The sequence below is a fragment of the Mesorhizobium sp. WSM3866 genome (assembly GCF_002294795.1).
In the GTDB taxonomy this organism is placed as follows: domain Bacteria; phylum Pseudomonadota; class Alphaproteobacteria; order Rhizobiales; family Rhizobiaceae; genus Mesorhizobium.
Genome location: NZ_NSGC01000016.1, coordinates 50,183 through 68,100, shown reverse-complemented (window position 1 = coordinate 68,100; position 17,918 = coordinate 50,183). Strand labels below are relative to the sequence as shown.

The window sequence follows — 17,918 nt, the reverse complement described above, 5'->3', positions numbered from 1 at the left end:
GGCGGGTACTATCATGAAAATGATGGCCGCATCGTCGGGACCAAGGGAAAGAGAATGCCCATGTCGCATGAACTCGACTATCTCAGCCACCGCGTTGTTGCGGGCGGGCTGAGCCGACGTGAATTTCTCGGCCGTGCGATGGCGCTCGGCGTCAGTGCTGCCTTCGCCAACTCGCTTCTTGCCGGCGCCGCGAAGGCGCAGGCGCCGCGAAAGGGCGGCTTCCTGAAAGCTGGCGTCGATGGCGGTGCAGCGACCGACAGTCTCGACCCGGGGTCCTTCCCTGCTTCGGTCCCCATCCTCTTCGGCAAATGTTGGGGCGAGTTGCTGATGGAAATGACCCCCGACGGCGACATCGAATACCGCATTGCCGAGGAAATCGGCTCATCGAAGGATGCCAAGATCTGGACGATGAAAATCCGCAAAGGCATTCAGTTTCACAACGGCAAGGAAGTCACATCCCAGGACGTCGTCGCAACGCTCGAGCGCCATTCGGACGAGAAATCGAAATCCGCCGCGCTTGGCCTCATGAAGGGCATAGAGTCGCTCAAGGCCGATGGCCGTGACGTCGTGGTCACACTCAAAGAGCCGAACGTTGATCTGCCCTATCTGATGACCGATTATCACCTGATCATCCAGCCCGATGGCGGCAAGGACAATCCTGCCGCTGGGATCGGCGCCGGCCCCTACAAGGTGACCGTCAACGAACCGGGCGTGCGGCACGGCGGCGAAAAGTTCAAAGATTACTGGCAAGGCGACAAGCTCGGCCATGCTGATCAGATCGAGATCATCGTCATCAACGACGCCACGGCGCGTATTGCGGCCCTGCAAAGCAACCAAGTTCACATTATCAACAGCCTCGGGCCGAAGGTCGTCGACCTGCTCAAAAATATTCCCGGCGTGACCATTCAGAACGTTGCGGGCCGGAGCTACGCTTACTTCAACATGTTCTGCGACACCGCGCCGTTCGACAACAACGATCTCAGAATGGCCTTGAAGCTGGCCATGGATCGCGAGGAAATGCTGGACAAGATCCTACGCGGCTACGGCACCATCGGCAACGACTTCCCAATCAATGCCTCCTATCAGCTCTTCCCCGAGGGTATTGAGCAGCGCGCCTTCGATCCGGATAAGGCCAAGTTCCATTATCAGAAGTCGGGTCACAGCGGTCCGATTCTGCTCAGGACTTCCGACTCGGCCTTCCCCGGCGCCGTCGACGCCGCCCAGCTCTACCAGCAGAGTTGCGCCAAGGCCGGTATTACCGTCGAGGTTAAGCGCGAGCCGAGTGACGGCTATTGGTCGGAGGTCTGGCTAAAGCAGCCCTTCTCGACCGGCGCTTGGAATGGTCGCCCGACGCAGGACCAGATGTACTCGACCGCCTATTTGTCGACGGCGGCATGGAACGACACGCACTTTTTCAACGAGAAGTTCGACAAGCTTCTCATCGAGGCGCGCGCCGAATTCGACCAGGACAAGCGCAAGAACCTCTATCGCGAAATGGCCATCATCGTTCGGGACCAGGGCGGGACGATCGCCCCGACGTTCAACCAGCACATCGACGCGACAGGGCCAGGCGTGAAGGGGTTCGTGAAGAGCTCAATGCGAGAATTGGGCAACGACTACGCATTGGTGCAATGCTGGCTCGAAGCGTGAACGGAGTGCTTATGAACCACCCGTTCTGAGGCTGGTTGCCCAGCGCGACGCGCGATTCTGCTCTTCTTCGCCGTGTCCGTTCGGATTTTCGCGGGCACCCAACTCTTTCCGGGAGATGGGACGCAGTGGTCCATCGACGCTGCTATATGACAGGGGCCCTGAGTGTCCGATCGCCCGCCCAGAGCCGCAGGCTGGCAAATTCGAAGATAAAAAAGGAGAGTGCCGCTATGAACGATGAGCCTCGCGGGGCAACCAACCTCCTAGGGGCTGCCGGTAGAGGCTTCAACGTTGTATCGGCGTAAATCTTGTTCTGGACGCGCCGGAAGTCAATCTGCCTTCCGGACATTATCGAGATAGCCAACCGAAAACCTAACGTCTGTCCGGCTTTACATGCTGTCCAATGCCGCGACTAAGCAATGAAAATGGCATTAAGAAGGATCCGCAAATGGCACTTGATGCCCATTATACTGAACGTGATGTCGAGCGCGACATCGGCTACGTAACTATGCAAGACGGAATACGCATCGCATACATCTCTTACCGCCCCAAGTCAGGCCACCATCCGACCATTTTCCTCTATGATCCATATAACGCAAGTGCAACTCGTTTTGAGGTTGCGAAGCCGTTTCTAGATGCCGGCTATGCTTTCGTGGGGGCCAACTTCCCTGCGACAGGTTGTTCGGAAGGTACCCTCGAAACATCGTACGACCGGAAAGAGGGAATATATGGTGCCGAAGTTGTCGAATGGATTGCTATGCAGCCCTGGAGCAACGGCAATATTGGAATGGTCGGCAATTCATCTGCGGCCTCGGTTCAAATGTGGGTCGCGGCAGAACAACCGCCTCATTTGAGGGCCATCGTAGCGGCCGGCATGTTCGATGCCTATGAGTGGATTTACCAGGGCGGAATGCTACAACTCTATTGCTTAAAATGGGCTTTTACCAGCCAGTTCGTCGATCAGGCCAGCGGAGTGAGTGACCGGATCAAAGCAGGCGATACTGAGTGTTCTGCGATTTGCGGGAGCGACCGGCAGGTGGTCAAATATTCGTTCTACGACAAGATTCGAAACCATCCGCTAAACGATGAATGGTGGGATTCGATCTATTTGGCGCGCAAAGAGGTGGTCGGCAAGATTCGAGTACCCACTATGCTTATTGGTGCGTGGCAGGACCGCTATGCCGTGAGGGAAAGCGCTCGCATATTTAGTCAGTTGATGCCGAAAGTGGAGCACAAGAAGCTTCTCCTAATGGACGGTGATCACATAGGAACCGGAGCACTTGGGCCACAATCTCCTAAGCTCGTGGACGAAGCACGGATGAAATTCCTCGACCGGTGGGTCAAGGGCGTTAGGAATGGAATTGAAAACGAACCTCCAGTAACTGTGTACTGGGAAGCTTGGGAGCCCGAAGGAGATCCCAACAAGCAGGTTGCGGGTTGGGCTACACATCACATGGCTTGGCCAGAACCGGCGGTCGAGCGTCGCCTCTACTATCTCACGGCCGATGCCAGGATATCGGCTGATGAACCCGGCTCTAGCCCCGATGGGGGCTCGCGCGCCTATCTATATCCCACTGGGGCAGAGCTCTACGGAACCAACGAGCAATTCGCGGCAAAGCCATATCAGCAAGGCGTGTTGAACTACCGGACGGACGTGGCCGCCTCGGATATGACGCTACTTGGAGGCCCGCAAGTGACCCTCTACCTCAGCATTGACGACGGGGATGACACAGACATAGAACTAACATTGAAGGACGTCGGCCCTGACGGCAACGTACTCTTCCTCCAGTCAGGCCAGCTGCGCGCGTCGCTTCGCGCTATCGATGAACAGCGGACCTCTTCGGACGAAATCGTTCATCTATTCCGCGAACGCGAAAAACTCATGCCGGGTAAAATATATGAGATAAGAACGTCGATCTCGCCAATCGGTCATGTAGTCCGAGAAGGGCACAGCCTTGAGCTAACCATTGGTGCTCCCAACCCTATCATCAAGCAATCCATCGGCAGCTTTCCAATTGGTTCCGCATCAATTAACAGGGTCCATCACTCGGAGAAGTACCCCTCTAGCATCGTCTTGCCCATTATACCCGGGGCAAAGGCCCGAGCGCCTGCGCCCGAACGTGGCATACAGCGAGCTAAACCTTCCCGAAAAGAGACTGAATTTGAGCCCGGCGGACTGCCGACTCGTTGAGCTTCAGCGCAGCGCCTACAGGCAATGGCGCAGACGTGGCCAGCGTTTTATGATGCAAATTGAGGAAAGCCGGTGCGCCATCTCAATTAATTCTGGGTGTCGGCGGCATGGACTACGAGACCGACAATCAGGCGATCGTGTTGGGCGATGTGTCGCTTGCGGCCCTTGACCTTCTTCTCCTCGTGAAGTCACGAATTCCGGATTCCGCCGCTTTCGGGGTTTGGCCGATTGGCCGTCGATGACGCCGTCCGTCGGGCCCGACTCCCGACCCGCAGCGGGCCCTTGGCCTGCCCCCGTCAGGTGATCCGAGTTTAATGTTAGTGCATGACGGGTCTAGGCGCTATGGCCGGGGTGGCCGGCGAAGCTGGTCCGGGTTGCGCAGCCGGCCCCAGGATTGCTTGCGGCGCGGGCGGTTTGTACGCCCGTCGTTCGGGAACGCCAAGTTCAGCAACAACATGATCCACGCAGACACAGCGGCGTGCGGGGCTTAGAAGTTTCCCCGCGCAGCTTCCGCCAGGATCATCTTGTCCAGGGTCAGATCGGAGACGGCGCGCCGAAGCCGCGAGTTCTCCGTCTCGAGCTCCTTAAGCCGCTTAACCTGATCGCCCTTCAGACCGCCGTATTCGGACCGCCAACGGTAATACGTTACTTCCGTCACGCCTATTGATCGGATCGCTTCGGCGATCGATTTGCCTGCGAACTCAGCACGTCAACCTGTCGCAGCTTCGTGACGATCTCTTCCGCACTGTGTCTCTTTCTGGCCATTTCCTCAGTCCTCCATCGGCTCGCAAGCCATACCTCAGGGAGGACCACTTTTCAGGGGCAGTCCACCCTCGTGGCACGAGTCGGGCCGCAAGTAGTACGTAGGACTGAGCTCTACGCACTGGTGCACGGCGTTGTGCGCGACTTTCCCTTCCCTTTCGTCCCAGCTGTACCGCCTGTGTTCATGTTGCAGTCAAAGCGAGCGAACGAGGAACTTGAGATCTAGTGTCGGATACGATGGCAGGGCGGGAACCAGTTGCTGGTGGGGTCCAAACTGAGAGACTGCTAACGGATGAGGGACTTCGGCGCTCGAGGAGCTGTTTCGCGCGCCCTTGTAGAGCGCCTGAGCGGGCCGCCAATCCTGGGGCAGCAGCTCCTGCAGCCGGTTCTTTGCCCAGGTAGTGATGGCAATCACCGCTAGCGACAGCTGGCTGCAGAAGGGGCGAACCTGCTTCTCTTCGGCCAGCCCGGCGTCTAAAAAGCCATTTCGCTTCGCCGAACCAGCGTTCGCAAAGTCGTGAAATAGATTGGGACGCCTGGCTCACCTTATCCCATCATGCGGAGGCCCGAGCGCCGACCCGCAAAGAGAAGACAGTGACCCGCGGAATGAGCTGGCACAGGAGCATCTTGACCAAAACGAACCCCATCGGAGAGTACTCTCAGATACCACTCCCGCCTCGCTGATGACCCGGGTGTGCCGATCGGTCACGCGGCAGGATCCCGCGATCGACTTATCCGTCGCCGCGGAGAGCCGCGCATGCCCGTCGCAGTTCTTAGCTCTCCAATTCATCTCGGATGGCGCGGAACGCCGCAAATGAATCAAACTGAAGGGGTTTGCTGACATTGTATACGTGGTCGGGCCACTGCGCCCGTTTCACAGGTAATTGGCTAGGTTGATGGGAGAGTTTCACCACCGCGAAGTCCGCCTCCGGATCAATATAGATTATTTGGCCACCATATCCCCATGCAATAAAGGCGCCTCTCTCTCGGTCCTCGATCCAGAACGTATTGTGATAAGCACCGTTTGGCAACTCTGACCTCTCAGATACGCTCGGATGTCCGAACAACTCAAAGAGAAGCGGGTTAGGGCGTCGTGTCGTCTCGATCCATTGAGATGGGACGATCTGCCTGCCGTTCAGTCTGCCGCGGCGCAGATGCAGAAGCGCGAAGCGTGCAAAGTCACGAAGTGTGGCCTGGAACCCTCCGGACGACATGGCGAAACGGGATTTGTCCACGATTTGGCAGGCGTCTTCCTCCGCCCCCATCGGCCCCCACAATTCACTACTGTACAGCTCCGGAAGAAACTTGCCGGTTACGCGCTGCATGATGAGCCCCAGCAGGTCAATGTGGGGGTCAAAATACGCGAACCGTGTGCCGTGCGGCGCCTCCTGCTCGGTTATCCGCAGAATGGCTTGCCACACGTCTGCTGGAGCGTCAGGATGTGCCTCGGCGGGGCCGAAATACCCTGATGCTACGCCGTAGTTGAAGTAATCGGTATGTGGCACGTACCATGACCCCTTCATCGTCGCACCAGCAGTCATGTCCAGCAGGTGCTGCACAATGGCGCCGCGATAGGCGGTCGCTTCAAGTTCCGGCAAATACCGTGTTACCAGACTTTCAGGATCGATAAGCCCCTGGTGTACAAGGATCCCAAACACCGTCCCCGTGATGGACTTCGAACCCGATCTGGCAATGTGCTTCGAGTGCGGCTCCATGCCATTCATATACGTTTCGAACACGATCTCGCCGCGATGCAGAACCAGAAACCCGTCAGTATAGTCGCTCTCGAGATATTCGCGGATGGTGGCGTGCCGGCCGTCTCTAGACGCAATCTCGATGTGCCCGATGTCCCTAAGCCGGTAAGGAAGGGGCAGAACCGGTCCTGGCCCCCGCCAAACCTTCGCGGTTCGCGTATATTCGCTTACGTGTGAAAATGTCCATCTGCTGTAAGGCCAATAGGACCACTCATCCGCCGGGATCATGGGTGCGCCTAACCTCGGATCGAGCTGCCACGACTGGGGTTCGGACTGCAATGACTTGCCGGCACCGCGGCGGCTGCGATCATCGAATTCCTGCGACATCGAAATGTTCCTCCCGAATGTGTATCCTAAATGGAGCTATCTCGTTCATAGCAGGGTCGACGGACTGCTTCGCACGCGCTACGTCTCGGCAACGCAGGAAATCGGCGTTTTCTTGCTGCCTGTCAGTTTGACTCGTCTTGCAGAGGTCAAGCGGCCAAGACACTTTTGATGTATACGAGCCGGCTTGTTTTAAACTTGCTCGCTCTCTAACTAGTCATTGGCACTTTCTTTCGCCCGAACCGACGTTCAGGGAGATCGCCTGGAATGCCCAATCGCGACTGACAAGCAAGTACCGAGCCCTGACGGCGCGAGGAAAGGCGCAGCCCGGTCGCCGGCATAGCCATCGCCGCGCATAAGGCGAGAAGCAGGCAGTGGCAAGGTTCGCGCTTTGTTGCCAGCAACCGCCCACGCCCGCAGTAAGAGAGGACCAGCCCCGGATGAATTGTAAGCGGTGTTCTCAGGCCACGGCCTTGAGCTCGAGCTTGTTGATGTAGACCCAAGGCAGGAGATCGTCGATCTGGCTGTTGGGTGGCCGTTGACGATCCTGGTGAGGACATCGGCGAGATAGCCGAGCGGGTCGACACCATTGAGCTTGCAGGTTTATGCCGACCGCCGAACTATGCCGAGTGAGCAAGTTTTTACCAACACTTTCCTCAACGTAGCGGTAGCTGGATCGGCATAGCTTAGGCTCTCTCCGTCGCAGTTGACGCGAAGGAGAGGACACATGAACGCAAGTGACTATCTGCAACGCAGCACACTGATCGCGAAGGAGGCCCTCGAGCGGGCGGGTATTCACGGCTATGCGCACCACGGCGCCCACCTCTTCCGCCACAGCCTTGCGACCGACCTGCTGCGGTCGGGGGCCAGCTTTGCCGAGATCGGCCAGTTGCTTCGTCACCGGAACATCGACAGCCCGAGGATCTATGCCAAGCTCGACATCGAGAAGCTGCGCGAACTGAGCCTGCCCTGGCCGGGAGGTATCCAATGAGCCGTCTTCGAACAGCGCTCGAGCGCTATGTGGGCATGCGCCAGGGATTGGGATACAAGTATCATTGCCCCGCTCGACGGTTGTCGGATTTCGTTACCTTCATGGAGGCTCGCGGCGCCGAGACCGTCACCACGGCGCTGGCAATGAAGTGGGTGACGTTGATCGGCCGACAACCGAGTTGGTCCATCCGCTTGACCGATGTGCGATGCTTCGCTCAGCACCTCGCTCATTTCGATCCCCTGACGGAAGTGCCACCTCAAGACGCTGTGTCGCCGGCGCGGCGGGCCAAGCCCTACATCTATACCGATGCAGAGATCACGGCACTTCTGGCGGCGGCACTGTCGCTGCCGCCGGCCAACGCCCTGCGTCGCTGGACATATCATTGCCTGTTCGGATTGATAGCGGTGGCCGGGCTACGCCATTCCGAAGCGCTCGACCTGCTCCGGGATGACGTCGATCTCGACCAAGCTATCCTCACCATTCGGGAGACGAAGTTCGGCAAGTCGCGGCTGGTCCCGCTCCATGCCACGACGGTCGCCGTGCTGTCGGACTAGGCCGCGCGGCGCGACGCGCATCTCGTCGCGCCTCGTAGCCCCTATTTCTTTGTCGCCGAGCAGGGCGGCAGATTGCTGCACCAATACGTGCACCGGGTGTTCTGGCAGCTGTCGCGACAGATCGGTCTGCGGCAGCGGGGGCAGCGCAATGGTCCGCGGATTCACGATCTTCGTCACCGTTTCGCCGTCCAGGCCCTGACCAACTGGTATCGTGCGGGCGAAGATGTCGAGCGGGAACTGCCGGTCCTCTCGACCTTTCTCGGCCACGCCAATGTTCGCGACACTTACTGGTATCTATCCGCCGCGCCGGAGCTAATGACCCATGCCGCGCGACTGCTGGATGAGCGGTGGGAGGTTCGCTCATGAGTGCCTCGAAGGATCTGGCCGTGCTGATCGAGCGGTGGTTCACCGATCGGCTCATGCGACATCGACGCGTAAGCTCCAACACCATCGCCTCCTCTCGCGACACCTTCCGGCTCCTGTTTGCATTCGCGCAGACACGCCTTGGCAGGTCTACGTCGCAGTTGACACTGCGGGATTTGGATGCGCCTTTCATCGGCGCATTGTTGATTTCCACTGAGAAGTGACCCGGCATTGGAGGATATTTCCATCGAGAATTGACCCATGTTTGAACCACCCCTTGCTGTCTCAGCGGGGGTTATGGAGTGATCGACATGGCGTTATTGAGCGTGATCCGACGCTGGCATTTTCGAGAGCATTTACCGATCCGTGAGATCAGCCGCAGGACCGGCCTGTCGCGGAATACCATTCGCAGATATCTGCGTTCTGATGGCGTCGAGCCGAAGTTCAAGGTGCCGGTCCGGCCGAGCAAGCTCGATGCCTTTGCCGACCGATTGTCTGCCTGGCTGAAGACAGAAGCCAACAGGTCTCGCAAGGAGAAGCGAACAGTCAAGCAGCTGCACGCTGATCTGATCAGCCTTGGCTATGAGGGCTCATACAATCGGGTGGCGGCCTTTGCCCGGGATTGGAGATCTGATCGGCAAAGGGAGTTGCAGACGTCCGGCCGTGGGACCTTCATTCCCTTGGTGTTTGAGCCCGGCGAAGCGTTCCAGTTCGATTGGTCCGAAGACTAGGCAATCATCGGCAATGAGCGCACCAAGCTGCAGGTGGCCCATACGAAGCTGAGCTGCAGCCGTGCCTTCATTGTTCGGACTACCTGCTGCAGACGCACGAGATGCTGTTTGACGCGCACAATCACGCTTTCCGTGTGTTTGGCGGCATTCCCCGGCGCGGCATCTACGACAACATGAGGACGGCGGTCGACAGGGTCGGACGAGGCAAGGAGCGCGACGTCAATGTCCGCTTCATGGTAATGGCCAGCCACTATCTGTTCGAACCCGAGTTCTGCAATCCGGCATCGGGTTGGGAGAAAGTACAAGTCGAGAAGAATGTTCAGGACGCACGTCACCGGCTTTGGCAGCCCATTCCACGCTTTCCCTCGCTGGATGCCCTGAACGACTGGCTTGAGCAGCGTTGCAGGGTGTTTGACAGCAGACGCCACATGGGCGAATGAGGGGGACCATCAATGACGTCTGGACCGAAGAAGTCCGGTCTCTGATGCCGGCATCACGGTCCTTCGATAAGTTTGTCGAATACACCAAGCGGGTGTCTCCGACCTGCCTTATACATCTGGAGCGCAATCGCTACAGCGTGCTGGCGTCCTTTGCCAACCGGCTCGTGAGCCTGCGGGTCTATCCAGATCGTGTCGTGGTTGCCGCGGAAGGTTTGATCATCTGTGAGCATCGCCGCATCATCGATCGCTCACATGATCGGCCAGGACAGACGGTCTATGACTGGCGGCACTATCTGGCTGTTGTTCAGCGCAAACCAGGCGCCCTTCGCAACGGAGCACCTTTTGCCGAACTTCCCGATGCATTCAGATCTTTGCAGCAGCATTTGCTCAAGAATCCCGGCGGCGATCGCGAGATGGTCGAAATCCTGGCACTTGTCCTTCAGCACGACGAGCAGGCGGTGCTCTCCGCCGTGGAGATGGGATTGCAGGGCGGTGTTCCCACCAAGACCCATGTGCTGAATCTGCTTCATCGCCTGGTCGATGGCAAATCCCTCACACCCCCCACCATCGACGCTCCTCAGGCTTTGACGCTTACCAAGGAGCCGAAGGCCAATGTCGAACGCTACGATGCTTAGAGAAAGGCCTTGGAGGTGCGCCATGCGTCATAATCCGGCCAGTGGCGCAATCGTCGTCATGCTCAGGAGCCTGAAGACGCACGGTATGGCGCAAGCTGTAGGCGAACTCACCGAACAGGGAGCGCCGGCATTTGAAGCCGCCATTCCCATCCTGTCGCAACTGCTGAAGGCCCAGACGGCAGAACGCGAGGTCAGGTCGACAGCCTATCAGCTCAAGATAGCTCGCTTTCCAGCCTATCGTGATCTCAACGGCTTTGACTTCGCCAGCAGCGAGGTAAACGAGGCACTGGTGCGGCAACTTCATCGTTGCGAGTTCGTCGACGAAGCCAACAACATCGTGCTCGTCGGCGGCCCTGGAACAGGCAAACCCATATTGCGACCGCTCTCGGCGTGCAGGCCATCGAGCATCATCACAAACGGGTTCGCTTCTTCTCGACTGTCGAGTTGGTCAATGCGCTGGAACAGGAGAAGGCACAGGGAAGGTCCGGCCAGATCGCCAATCGCCTCGTGCATTCTGATCTCGTCGTCCTGGACGAACTTGGCTATCTGCCGTTCAGTGCATCAGGTGGAGCATTGCTCTTCTGCTGAGCAAGCTATACGAACGCACAAGCGTCATTATCACCACCAACCTCAGCTTCAGCGAATGGGCCAGCGTCTTCGGGGATGCCAAGACGACAACCGCGCTACTCGACCGGCTGACCCATCATTGCCACATCCTGGAAACCGGAAACGATAGCTTCCGATTCAAAAACAGCTCCGCACACAAGCCCAAAAAAGCGAAGGAGAAAGCCAGAACCTTGACCGTAAACCCCGAACCGAAACATACATGACAGGCGGGTCACTTCTCGGTGGAAATGCCGGGTCACTTCTCAGTGGCAATCAACAACCGGTCAGAGCGGCGTGAAGTGACTGTATTTTGTTATGAGGAGTCGGGCTGCTGGTAAGGTTGATCATGTCGCCCGCCGTCTCGACCAGACGCCGGCGCGACCACGGGCTAGCGGCTTCGCACCAAGTCTTGCTCACAGTGACCTCCTGTAAATTGCTCGGTTGCCGGACCTCTCCTTATTTGGCGCCAACCAGCAGATCGAACAGCGGCGCCAACGTGGGGCGCTTCTCAAGGTCGCTTATGAACTCGCCGATCAACCCGAGCTGCTTCTCGGGGAACGACAACATCGACATTTCGGCGCAAGCCTTAAGTTTCAGCATGCCGTCCGTCAGCGAAGCCGGGTTTTCGGGATGGCCGAATGGCTTGTCAATGCGTATGGAATATTGTGCTCCAGACTTAAGTTGAACTTTCACCGCAGTGGGCGAATTCCCGTATCTGCCATGAGTGACATTGATTTCTGGATCAACTTCGACCTTGGTTGCCGCCAGCACTCGGCGCACGGCGGGATCGTCCAGCGCATCGGCTCGGAAATCGCTGATAGCAACGCCGCCACGCACCGCCGCTACAGCTACGACGTACGGGAGGCTGAACCGCGCCAGAACCGGGTCATTTGGATTCCACTTTTGATCGCGCGGCTGGGCCACGACGCTTTCACAGCGCTGATTCAACCCGAGCTGAATCGAAACAATATCGTCGGCGGTGAAGTTATGCTTCTCACGTAGTTGGAGCAGACCATCAATTCCATGATGCGTTGCCCTGCAAGACGGCCATGGCTTGTAGCTAATAGAGGCGTTTACGAAGTCGTCGCCGAGCTTTTCCATAAGCAAATCAAGATCGTAGGCCTGTTCGAAAGCTTTGTAGAAGCCATATCTCCCAAAGAATGGCTCTCGCGGGCCGTTAAAGCCCACCATGGCAGAAAGTGCTGACTCAAGGCCTGAGCGAGCCCTCAATCCCTGCTGCAAAGCTACGGTGTGTGCAGTCTCGTCGTACATTTGGAATTCGCCCGCAGCATGGGCGTAAGCGATTCCGAACGCATTACGCGTCTTTTGTTCGTCAAGCCGAAGCAGCCTGGTACTCACCGCTGTGGCGCCCCAGACAGCGACCATATTGTCACGGCCTGTGTCTCCCGCACTGCTAGTAATGCTTCGCGCCAGACGGATATGCAGGTCGATAGCCGTCGCAAGGGCCGACAGCAAATCGCCTCCAGTTATAGAAGGATCGCGTTCAGCCAGTGCCAATGCCGGCGGGACGTTATATGCGCTAGCGTGGCAGCCATTTATGCCAATTTCATAGGTATCGTCGAAATCGAGGGCTCTGGCTGTCGTTGCGTTGACGAGTGCCGCTAAACTCGAAGGGAGCTTTTGTCCCGAAACCCAGATTGTGCATTCTGGCTTGCCACCCGACAATGCACCCAATTGGCGCGCGCTGTGCGCGATCGGATCGTTGGATCCACCGATTGCGCACGCAATCGTATCCAGGATGGAGAGCTTTGCACGTTCGATCGCATTCTCAGGTACCGTTTCCGAGCTGGAATTGAGCAAGTGCCTAATGATTCGCGTTGTTACATCCATGGCTAAACCTCTGAGCAAAGTGGATAGAGAGCCCCTCGCGCGAGAAGGACAATCAGCTTGTCTCAACGCTGCCCGTCGAGATGACCTACCGTCACCCTTCGCTCGCTGTTGCCGAAGCTGTTGGAGCTGTTCAATATAGGGTTTATCGGGCGCGCTTCGCCCAAATGATCCCTATTCAACGCAGGAAAGTTGCGTTTTTCTGCTGTTGGCTACGGCCAAGCGCTGGCATCGCCTCGCGAGGCTTGCACAGAGCTTGAGCATCCCTTGAAGCTTAGCCAATCCCCCCGCAGGAATTGACATATCGTGTCATGTGACACCTTTACACCATGTGCCTCAAGCTCAGCTTTCAACTGATGCAGGGTCAAATGCGGCGCATTGGCAATTCGCTCCTGAATGAAATCCCGATGAGGGTCCAGAACACGCCTTCGGCGGCCACTCATCTGCTCGACAGAACCGCTCATTCGATAGCGCTGGGTCCACTTAACGACGGAAGAAACTGCAATCCCAAAACGAGCCGCTACCGACCGGCAACTCTCGCCAGCCTCGATTGCAAATACGATGCGCTCGCGCAGCTTCTTGGAAAGGGGCGCTATCATTCGTTGGCCTCCTCAGGTCGATACCATCCCCTTACCTGCCGCCGGCCAAGAGCAGCAAACGCTCGACGCCTTCGAACGGCTTTCGCGTGACGACGAGGTTGCCGCGCTGATCGTCGAGCCGCTGATGCTCGGCGCCGGTGGCATGCTCACGTATGGTCGCGCTTAAACCGGTGGACGTTTCGGAAGTGGAGTTCCGCTGAGACGAGGTCGGTTGGGATAGAACAAGCGCGCTCCAGCACGTTAGGATCGCCGGGACGAAAGCCCCAGGCCCGAGTCGCGTCGATCAGGATCTTCTCGGCTTCTTGCAGGGTGTGGCCCCACGACATGCCGCCTTTGAGGAGGCTGCGGATTTCCTGCTTTAGGTCCTCCGCGATTTTTGCCTTGGTGGATGCGTCGAACGGGACCAGCTTGTCCCACCTCCGGCTTATGACGACACGCTTCTTACCCCTGTCCGATCGACTATGCCGTCCGACCTTCATGCCTTCGTCATAGCGTGCGGCATGGCGCTGCAGCGTCCGCAGGGAATAGCTGACCGCCGTGCCCTCCCAGTTCCGCGTTGGGTTGCCTGCTAGCTCGGCCAGGGCGTCGGTGCGGGCAGTCGATTTGACTGGATGCTGAAGCGCTGGCCTCAGGTAATCGAGCCACCATGTGTCCTCTGCCGTCCTGCCGGTGATTGATTTCGAGTGCTTCTCAACGAGGGTTTGAGAGACCTTTAAACGGTGCTGGTATTCGAGCGGCAGGGACGTGGAATTCACCTGATATTGCTCTCCGGCGTTCCCGCCGCGCCGAACATTGACCTTCCGTACCTCGAGCGGATTTTTTCGCCAGTGACGCCAACGAAGAGCGCGATAAGCGACTTGTCGCCTAATGCCGACCAGCTCAGCAAACTCAACTGTAGACAGCCACTCACCCATAGCTAGCGACCTGGCGTCGACGCGGGGCAATTCCTGAGAATTTTGTGGGGATATGCTACATCGCGAACGTGTAGGCTATTGAAGATCGGAGACCACCTCGCGGAGGCAATATCAATGTCAGCCCCCGGCGAGAAGATACTATTAAGCGCTGCAATAGCGCTGGGTCGTGAGATCGATGACGCCTCCGCTAGGGACTGGGCCAGTTGGATCGCTGATAACCGCCTTCGGATATTCCAGGAAGTCGTAAAGCTCGATGAGGCAGAGCGCTCGACGAAACGATCAACGACCAATATCTGGCGAGCCGTCTTGTCGGGTTGGTCGCGCACTGCGGACGGGAATCTGCTGACCGCAGCTGAACCGAATACGCCGAAAGGTGCGAGCGCCACTCGCTCGATGAGGGTTACCAAACCTGTGCTGGGGGTTACCAATGCGCGTGTGGGGTGGCCTCAGGTTCCCATTCTTGGCCGTAATAAGCTCAATCAAAACATCTCCTTAAGGCCAGTCGGGAATTGATTGTCGTTGGGGCACATTGGTAACCTGTTGTCAGAAGGGCATTGGCAACCTCTTCGGGCGAAAGCAGCGGGATATCATCCACTTAGCAGTCCGGCCAACGACAGATAATTCTGGACTCTAGCCCCAACCGACGACAGATAATTCCGGACGCCATAACATAATGCCCTTATGCGACTTTTTTAGCACAGATCGTGAACATTCGGGGCGAACTCGGCCAAGAATGAGGTTGCGAGGCGAGTCTTTGTGCGCAGAACACGGAACCCTCAACCGCAACAATACAGTATTGGGCGACCATATTAGTGAAAGCTTAAGCGCTTATCTAATATCGGTACTTGCCCAGATTGGCCCACTTTGCTAATGAGTCCGTGCAAACGGGGGTTTGGATAATGTCAAAGCGTAGTTTTCTGTCACCGGTGGCTTTGTCGGCCACGATGATTCTCAGCGGCCATGCGCAGGCTACAGTGCTTGTCGAATCGGCAAATCAGCCACAGACCAAGCTGGCTGAAGCTGGCATTGTTCCTGGGGACCTCGGCTACGGTGAGGTGCTCGATCGCTCAAGCGGTACGGACGTCATTTTGGCCTATCACAGCAGCCATGCGAGCCACGGGTCTCATTGCTCTGGTTACAGCTATTGCTGATGGCAGACGCTCCTCGCGATAGCGAGCTGGTTCGGACTGCGCACGCCAAGTTTGATCTGTCTGTCTTCGCCCTCGACTGTGTGAAGCGCGCAGCGTACCGGGTAACCGGGAACGCTGCGGTTGAGATCATTATCGAAGACGGCTTCGCAGTCTGCACGATCAACTTCAGCTAGGCGGTCGGGGGAGCTTCGGCCGACGCAACGATAGAGAGGCTGCGGCTCGAGGTCTTGGATCAAGATCTGCGGAGCACGATCGCTGCCGAGACAGCTTCAGTTAGGAACGCGATATTGGCTTTGGCCTTCTCCCGATCGGGCCTGCAGTCGGATGACTAGGTTTGCTCCGGCGAGCGATTTTCGCCGACCAGTGGATGACGCGTACCAGCTGGCTTACTTCCGCTTTTCGCCGCTGGATTACGAACGTTATGTCCTGACGAATCAAGCCGGTGAGTATCTGGTGCTGCCGCGCGCTGTGCTGGCTTCCTTCGTCAAGCACGAACTCCCAAGCATCCACCCAGCATACTCTCGTCTCCGCAGCCGACAGTTTCTGTTCGATGACTCGTCAAATTTGGTGTCGCGCTGCGCTTAATTGTGAGATTGCGCCGGCTTCTTGCAATCGCTGCACCTAATGATGAGATTCAATGCCCCTGAGTCTCAATTCAACTGCAGTGGGGACCTTCTCTCAACCGACATGCCAGCGCCGATTGAGGCGAACCGCGTATAGTGGGCGCCAAGCGTTTGGTGCTGGAGTTCTGAAACCAGTTTGGGACCTTCCTGGTGGATGATTGAGATGCCCGCTAGGAGAGCTATGCGGAGTCCGACAGGCAAAATGGGTCTTGCAATCGTCGGTCTTGGGAATCCCTGCTGGGCCACGAACTCATCGAAACCTTGGACGACGGCGCCAAGGATCGTTGCGTGGACTATCGATATCTCATGGTTGAAGGGCTTCGGGCACCGCCGCACGAGCAGCAGTCGGACGATGTCGATCGGCGATGCCCAACCGGCAGCTGATCCCCTCAGTCCATGATCGATGAGCCGTTCACCGTGGATGGCATCTTTCCAAAGACCCTCGAACGGCGACAGCGGGCTTACAAGCGCAGATGTTGCGTCTCCTATGTCTTGTTGCCGTAGTCCGCAGACGGGACAGGTTATCCGCCAACCCTGGGTCCAGCTTCGCTGCACCGCAGTTGTTGCGCCCTGCCCTCTGTTTTGCTCGGCACAAGCGAAGCAACATTGAATAGCGCTTGGCGCGGCGAGCCGTGCTGCTGAACCTGGGAAACCTGATGTGGTCATTGCCAAAATTGCAGACGATTGGGTTCGAAACAGCCTCGCAATGTGGCCGGCGTCGGTTGGCCCCAGCTTTGTATCGATCAGCCGCAAAGATTTTGCTTCCGGAACCGCATGGCGGAGCATAGTGAGCGGGGAGACCCCATAGAACCCCGCATGGCGCGCAATCCATGACGACAGGAGCTCATCCGGCACAGGTTCGAGAATGACAGGAAGCGGCTTCGGACCGCCGAGTTCTCGGTTCATGCGTATGCTGTTTCGGCACTGACTGGCGGCGACCAGCTTTCCACCGCTTCATCGGTGATGTGCTCGATGCCGCTCTCGATTGAATCGGCCGCTAAGCTAGTAATCGCCTGGAAAATGTTCGCAGTGATGCCGCCGCTGATCTGCAGAATTCGGCGCAGAGATTTCGGCGTCAGCACTGTCGGTCGGCGGAGCGGCATATTCCGCAATATGGACGAAACCAGCGCTTCGAACTGTTCGTTGGCCGCCCATCTGTTCAAGGTCAGCTCGCTGAACCGGCGGGCAAGCTGAACGTCGCCGCTTATCGCCTCGCGGGCTTCGGTAACGCCGAAGCACATCAGTGAGATCTGAAGCCGATTGCTAACAAAGCGCAGCGTGTTCAGCACGACCCGCTGTTCGCGGTACGAACCCGCGAGAATGTTGTGTATTTCGTCGATCACCAGAACCTGGACGCCGACCGTTTTCAGAAGGCGCAACGCCGCCTGCTCCATCTGTACGATGTCGGCGCGGGGTGCCTGTGGCGCGCCAAGAGCAGCCAGAATTTCGGCGTATAAACGCCGCTCGCCTGGCTTGCCGCTCATTTCGATAGCCAGTATCGGCATATTCTGTACGCCGGTCGTCGAATCAAAAGCTGCAGGATTATTGTCGCAGAATTTCTCCATGATCATCGTCTTGGCCATGCCGCTGTCGCCGTAGATCGCAATCGAGGGCATGCGGGTGCCGCGAGGATGATCGAGAAGCACATTGAGGCGATCGAGCGCCTGCTTGGCGCGCGGATAGAAAATCCAGCGGCGAGCCTTGATTGCGCGAACACGCAGAATGTCAGGCTCGCCGAGCAAGTCTTTCGCCGCTTGCGTCAGATGGATGTTATCCAGGGTCAAC

At 57.6% G+C, this 17,918-nt stretch carries 11 protein-coding genes and 7 pseudogenes; 10 read left to right on the top strand and 8 right to left on the bottom strand.

Annotation, left to right across the window (positions count from 1 at the left end):
• Positions 1 to 60 precede the first annotated feature (60 nt).
• From CK222_RS27030 to CK222_RS33470, 3 genes are all read left to right on the top strand, one after another.
• On the top strand, positions 61 to 1,650 hold the full coding sequence (locus tag CK222_RS27030) for an ABC transporter substrate-binding protein (RefSeq protein WP_095802479.1): 1,590 nt from the start codon (positions 61 to 63) through the stop codon (positions 1,648 to 1,650).
• A gap of 445 nt (positions 1,651 to 2,095) precedes the next feature.
• Complete coding sequence (locus CK222_RS27020; RefSeq protein ID WP_095802495.1) at positions 2,096 to 3,838, top strand: CocE/NonD family hydrolase; 1,743 nt, start codon at positions 2,096 to 2,098, stop codon at positions 3,836 to 3,838.
• 107 nt (positions 3,839 to 3,945) lie between these two features.
• Complete coding sequence (locus CK222_RS33470) at positions 3,946 to 4,080, top strand: hypothetical protein (RefSeq protein ID WP_280951795.1); 135 nt, start codon at positions 3,946 to 3,948, stop codon at positions 4,078 to 4,080.
• 177 nt (positions 4,081 to 4,257) lie between these two features.
• Here CK222_RS33470 and CK222_RS27015 read toward each other — a convergent pair.
• From CK222_RS27015 to CK222_RS27005, 3 genes and pseudogenes are all read right to left on the bottom strand, one after another.
• Positions 4,258 to 4,603, bottom strand: a pseudogene (locus tag CK222_RS27015) (transposase); the annotation flags it as partial.
• 770 nt (positions 4,604 to 5,373) lie between these two features.
• Positions 5,374 to 6,681, bottom strand: coding sequence for a serine hydrolase (locus CK222_RS27010; RefSeq protein ID WP_095802477.1), 1,308 nt, complete (start codon positions 6,679 to 6,681; stop codon positions 5,374 to 5,376).
• Between the two features lie 457 nt (positions 6,682 to 7,138).
• Positions 7,139 to 7,281: pseudogene (locus tag CK222_RS27005) on the bottom strand (transposase domain-containing protein); the annotation flags it as partial.
• Between the two features lie 124 nt (positions 7,282 to 7,405).
• Between CK222_RS27005 and CK222_RS27000 the strand changes: the two are divergent.
• The 5 genes and pseudogenes from CK222_RS27000 (at position 7,406) to istB (ending at position 11,222) form a co-directional block, all read left to right on the top strand.
• Complete coding sequence (locus CK222_RS27000; protein ID WP_095802476.1) at positions 7,406 to 7,669, top strand: tyrosine-type recombinase/integrase; 264 nt, start codon at positions 7,406 to 7,408, stop codon at positions 7,667 to 7,669.
• Positions 7,666 to 8,589 (top strand): annotated as a pseudogene (locus tag CK222_RS26995) (tyrosine-type recombinase/integrase). The gene CK222_RS27000 and the pseudogene CK222_RS26995 overlap by 4 nt, the downstream one beginning before the upstream one ends.
• A complete protein-coding gene (locus tag CK222_RS26990; RefSeq protein ID WP_245433297.1) occupies positions 8,586 to 8,810 on the top strand; it encodes a hypothetical protein in 225 nt (74 codons plus the stop codon). The pseudogene CK222_RS26995 and the gene CK222_RS26990 overlap by 4 nt, the downstream one beginning before the upstream one ends.
• 87 nt (positions 8,811 to 8,897) lie before the next feature.
• Positions 8,898 to 10,392, top strand: a pseudogene (gene istA / locus CK222_RS26985) (IS21 family transposase).
• Between the two features lie 22 nt (positions 10,393 to 10,414).
• Positions 10,415 to 11,222, top strand: a pseudogene (istB, locus tag CK222_RS26980) (IS21-like element helper ATPase IstB).
• Positions 11,223 to 11,454: 232 nt separating this feature from the next.
• Here istB and CK222_RS26975 read toward each other — a convergent pair.
• Both CK222_RS26975 and CK222_RS26970 read right to left on the bottom strand, forming a co-directional pair.
• Positions 11,455 to 12,849: an MmgE/PrpD family protein gene (locus CK222_RS26975; RefSeq protein ID WP_095802475.1), complete on the bottom strand. Its 1,395-nt coding sequence runs from the start codon at positions 12,847 to 12,849 to the stop codon at positions 11,455 to 11,457.
• A gap of 263 nt (positions 12,850 to 13,112) precedes the next feature.
• A pseudogene (locus CK222_RS26970) lies at positions 13,113 to 13,445 on the bottom strand (helix-turn-helix domain-containing protein); the annotation flags it as partial.
• Between the two features lie 13 nt (positions 13,446 to 13,458).
• Between CK222_RS26970 and CK222_RS26965 the strand changes: the two are divergent.
• A pseudogene (locus tag CK222_RS26965) lies at positions 13,459 to 13,599 on the top strand (adenosylmethionine--8-amino-7-oxononanoate aminotransferase BioA); the annotation flags it as partial.
• On the opposite strand, the gene CK222_RS26960 reads toward CK222_RS26965, so the two are convergent.
• Positions 13,592 to 14,359: a hypothetical protein gene (locus tag CK222_RS26960; RefSeq protein ID WP_095802473.1), complete on the bottom strand. Its 768-nt coding sequence runs from the start codon at positions 14,357 to 14,359 to the stop codon at positions 13,592 to 13,594. The pseudogene CK222_RS26965 and the gene CK222_RS26960 overlap by 8 nt on opposite strands.
• Before the next feature lie 899 nt (positions 14,360 to 15,258).
• On the opposite strand from CK222_RS26960, the gene CK222_RS31950 reads away from it, so the two are divergent.
• Positions 15,259 to 15,510, top strand: coding sequence for a hypothetical protein (locus CK222_RS31950; RefSeq protein ID WP_141247134.1), 252 nt, complete (start codon positions 15,259 to 15,261; stop codon positions 15,508 to 15,510).
• A gap of 650 nt (positions 15,511 to 16,160) precedes the next feature.
• On the opposite strand, the gene CK222_RS26945 is transcribed toward CK222_RS31950, so the two are convergent.
• Positions 16,161 to 17,039: a TniQ family protein gene (locus CK222_RS26945; RefSeq protein ID WP_095802470.1), complete on the bottom strand. Its 879-nt coding sequence runs from the start codon at positions 17,037 to 17,039 to the stop codon at positions 16,161 to 16,163.
• Complete coding sequence (locus CK222_RS26940; RefSeq protein WP_095802494.1) at positions 17,036 to 17,917, bottom strand: TniB family NTP-binding protein; 882 nt, start codon at positions 17,915 to 17,917, stop codon at positions 17,036 to 17,038. Before CK222_RS26940 ends, CK222_RS26945 begins: the two co-directional genes overlap by 4 nt.
• Position 17,918: the final 1 nt, after the last annotated feature.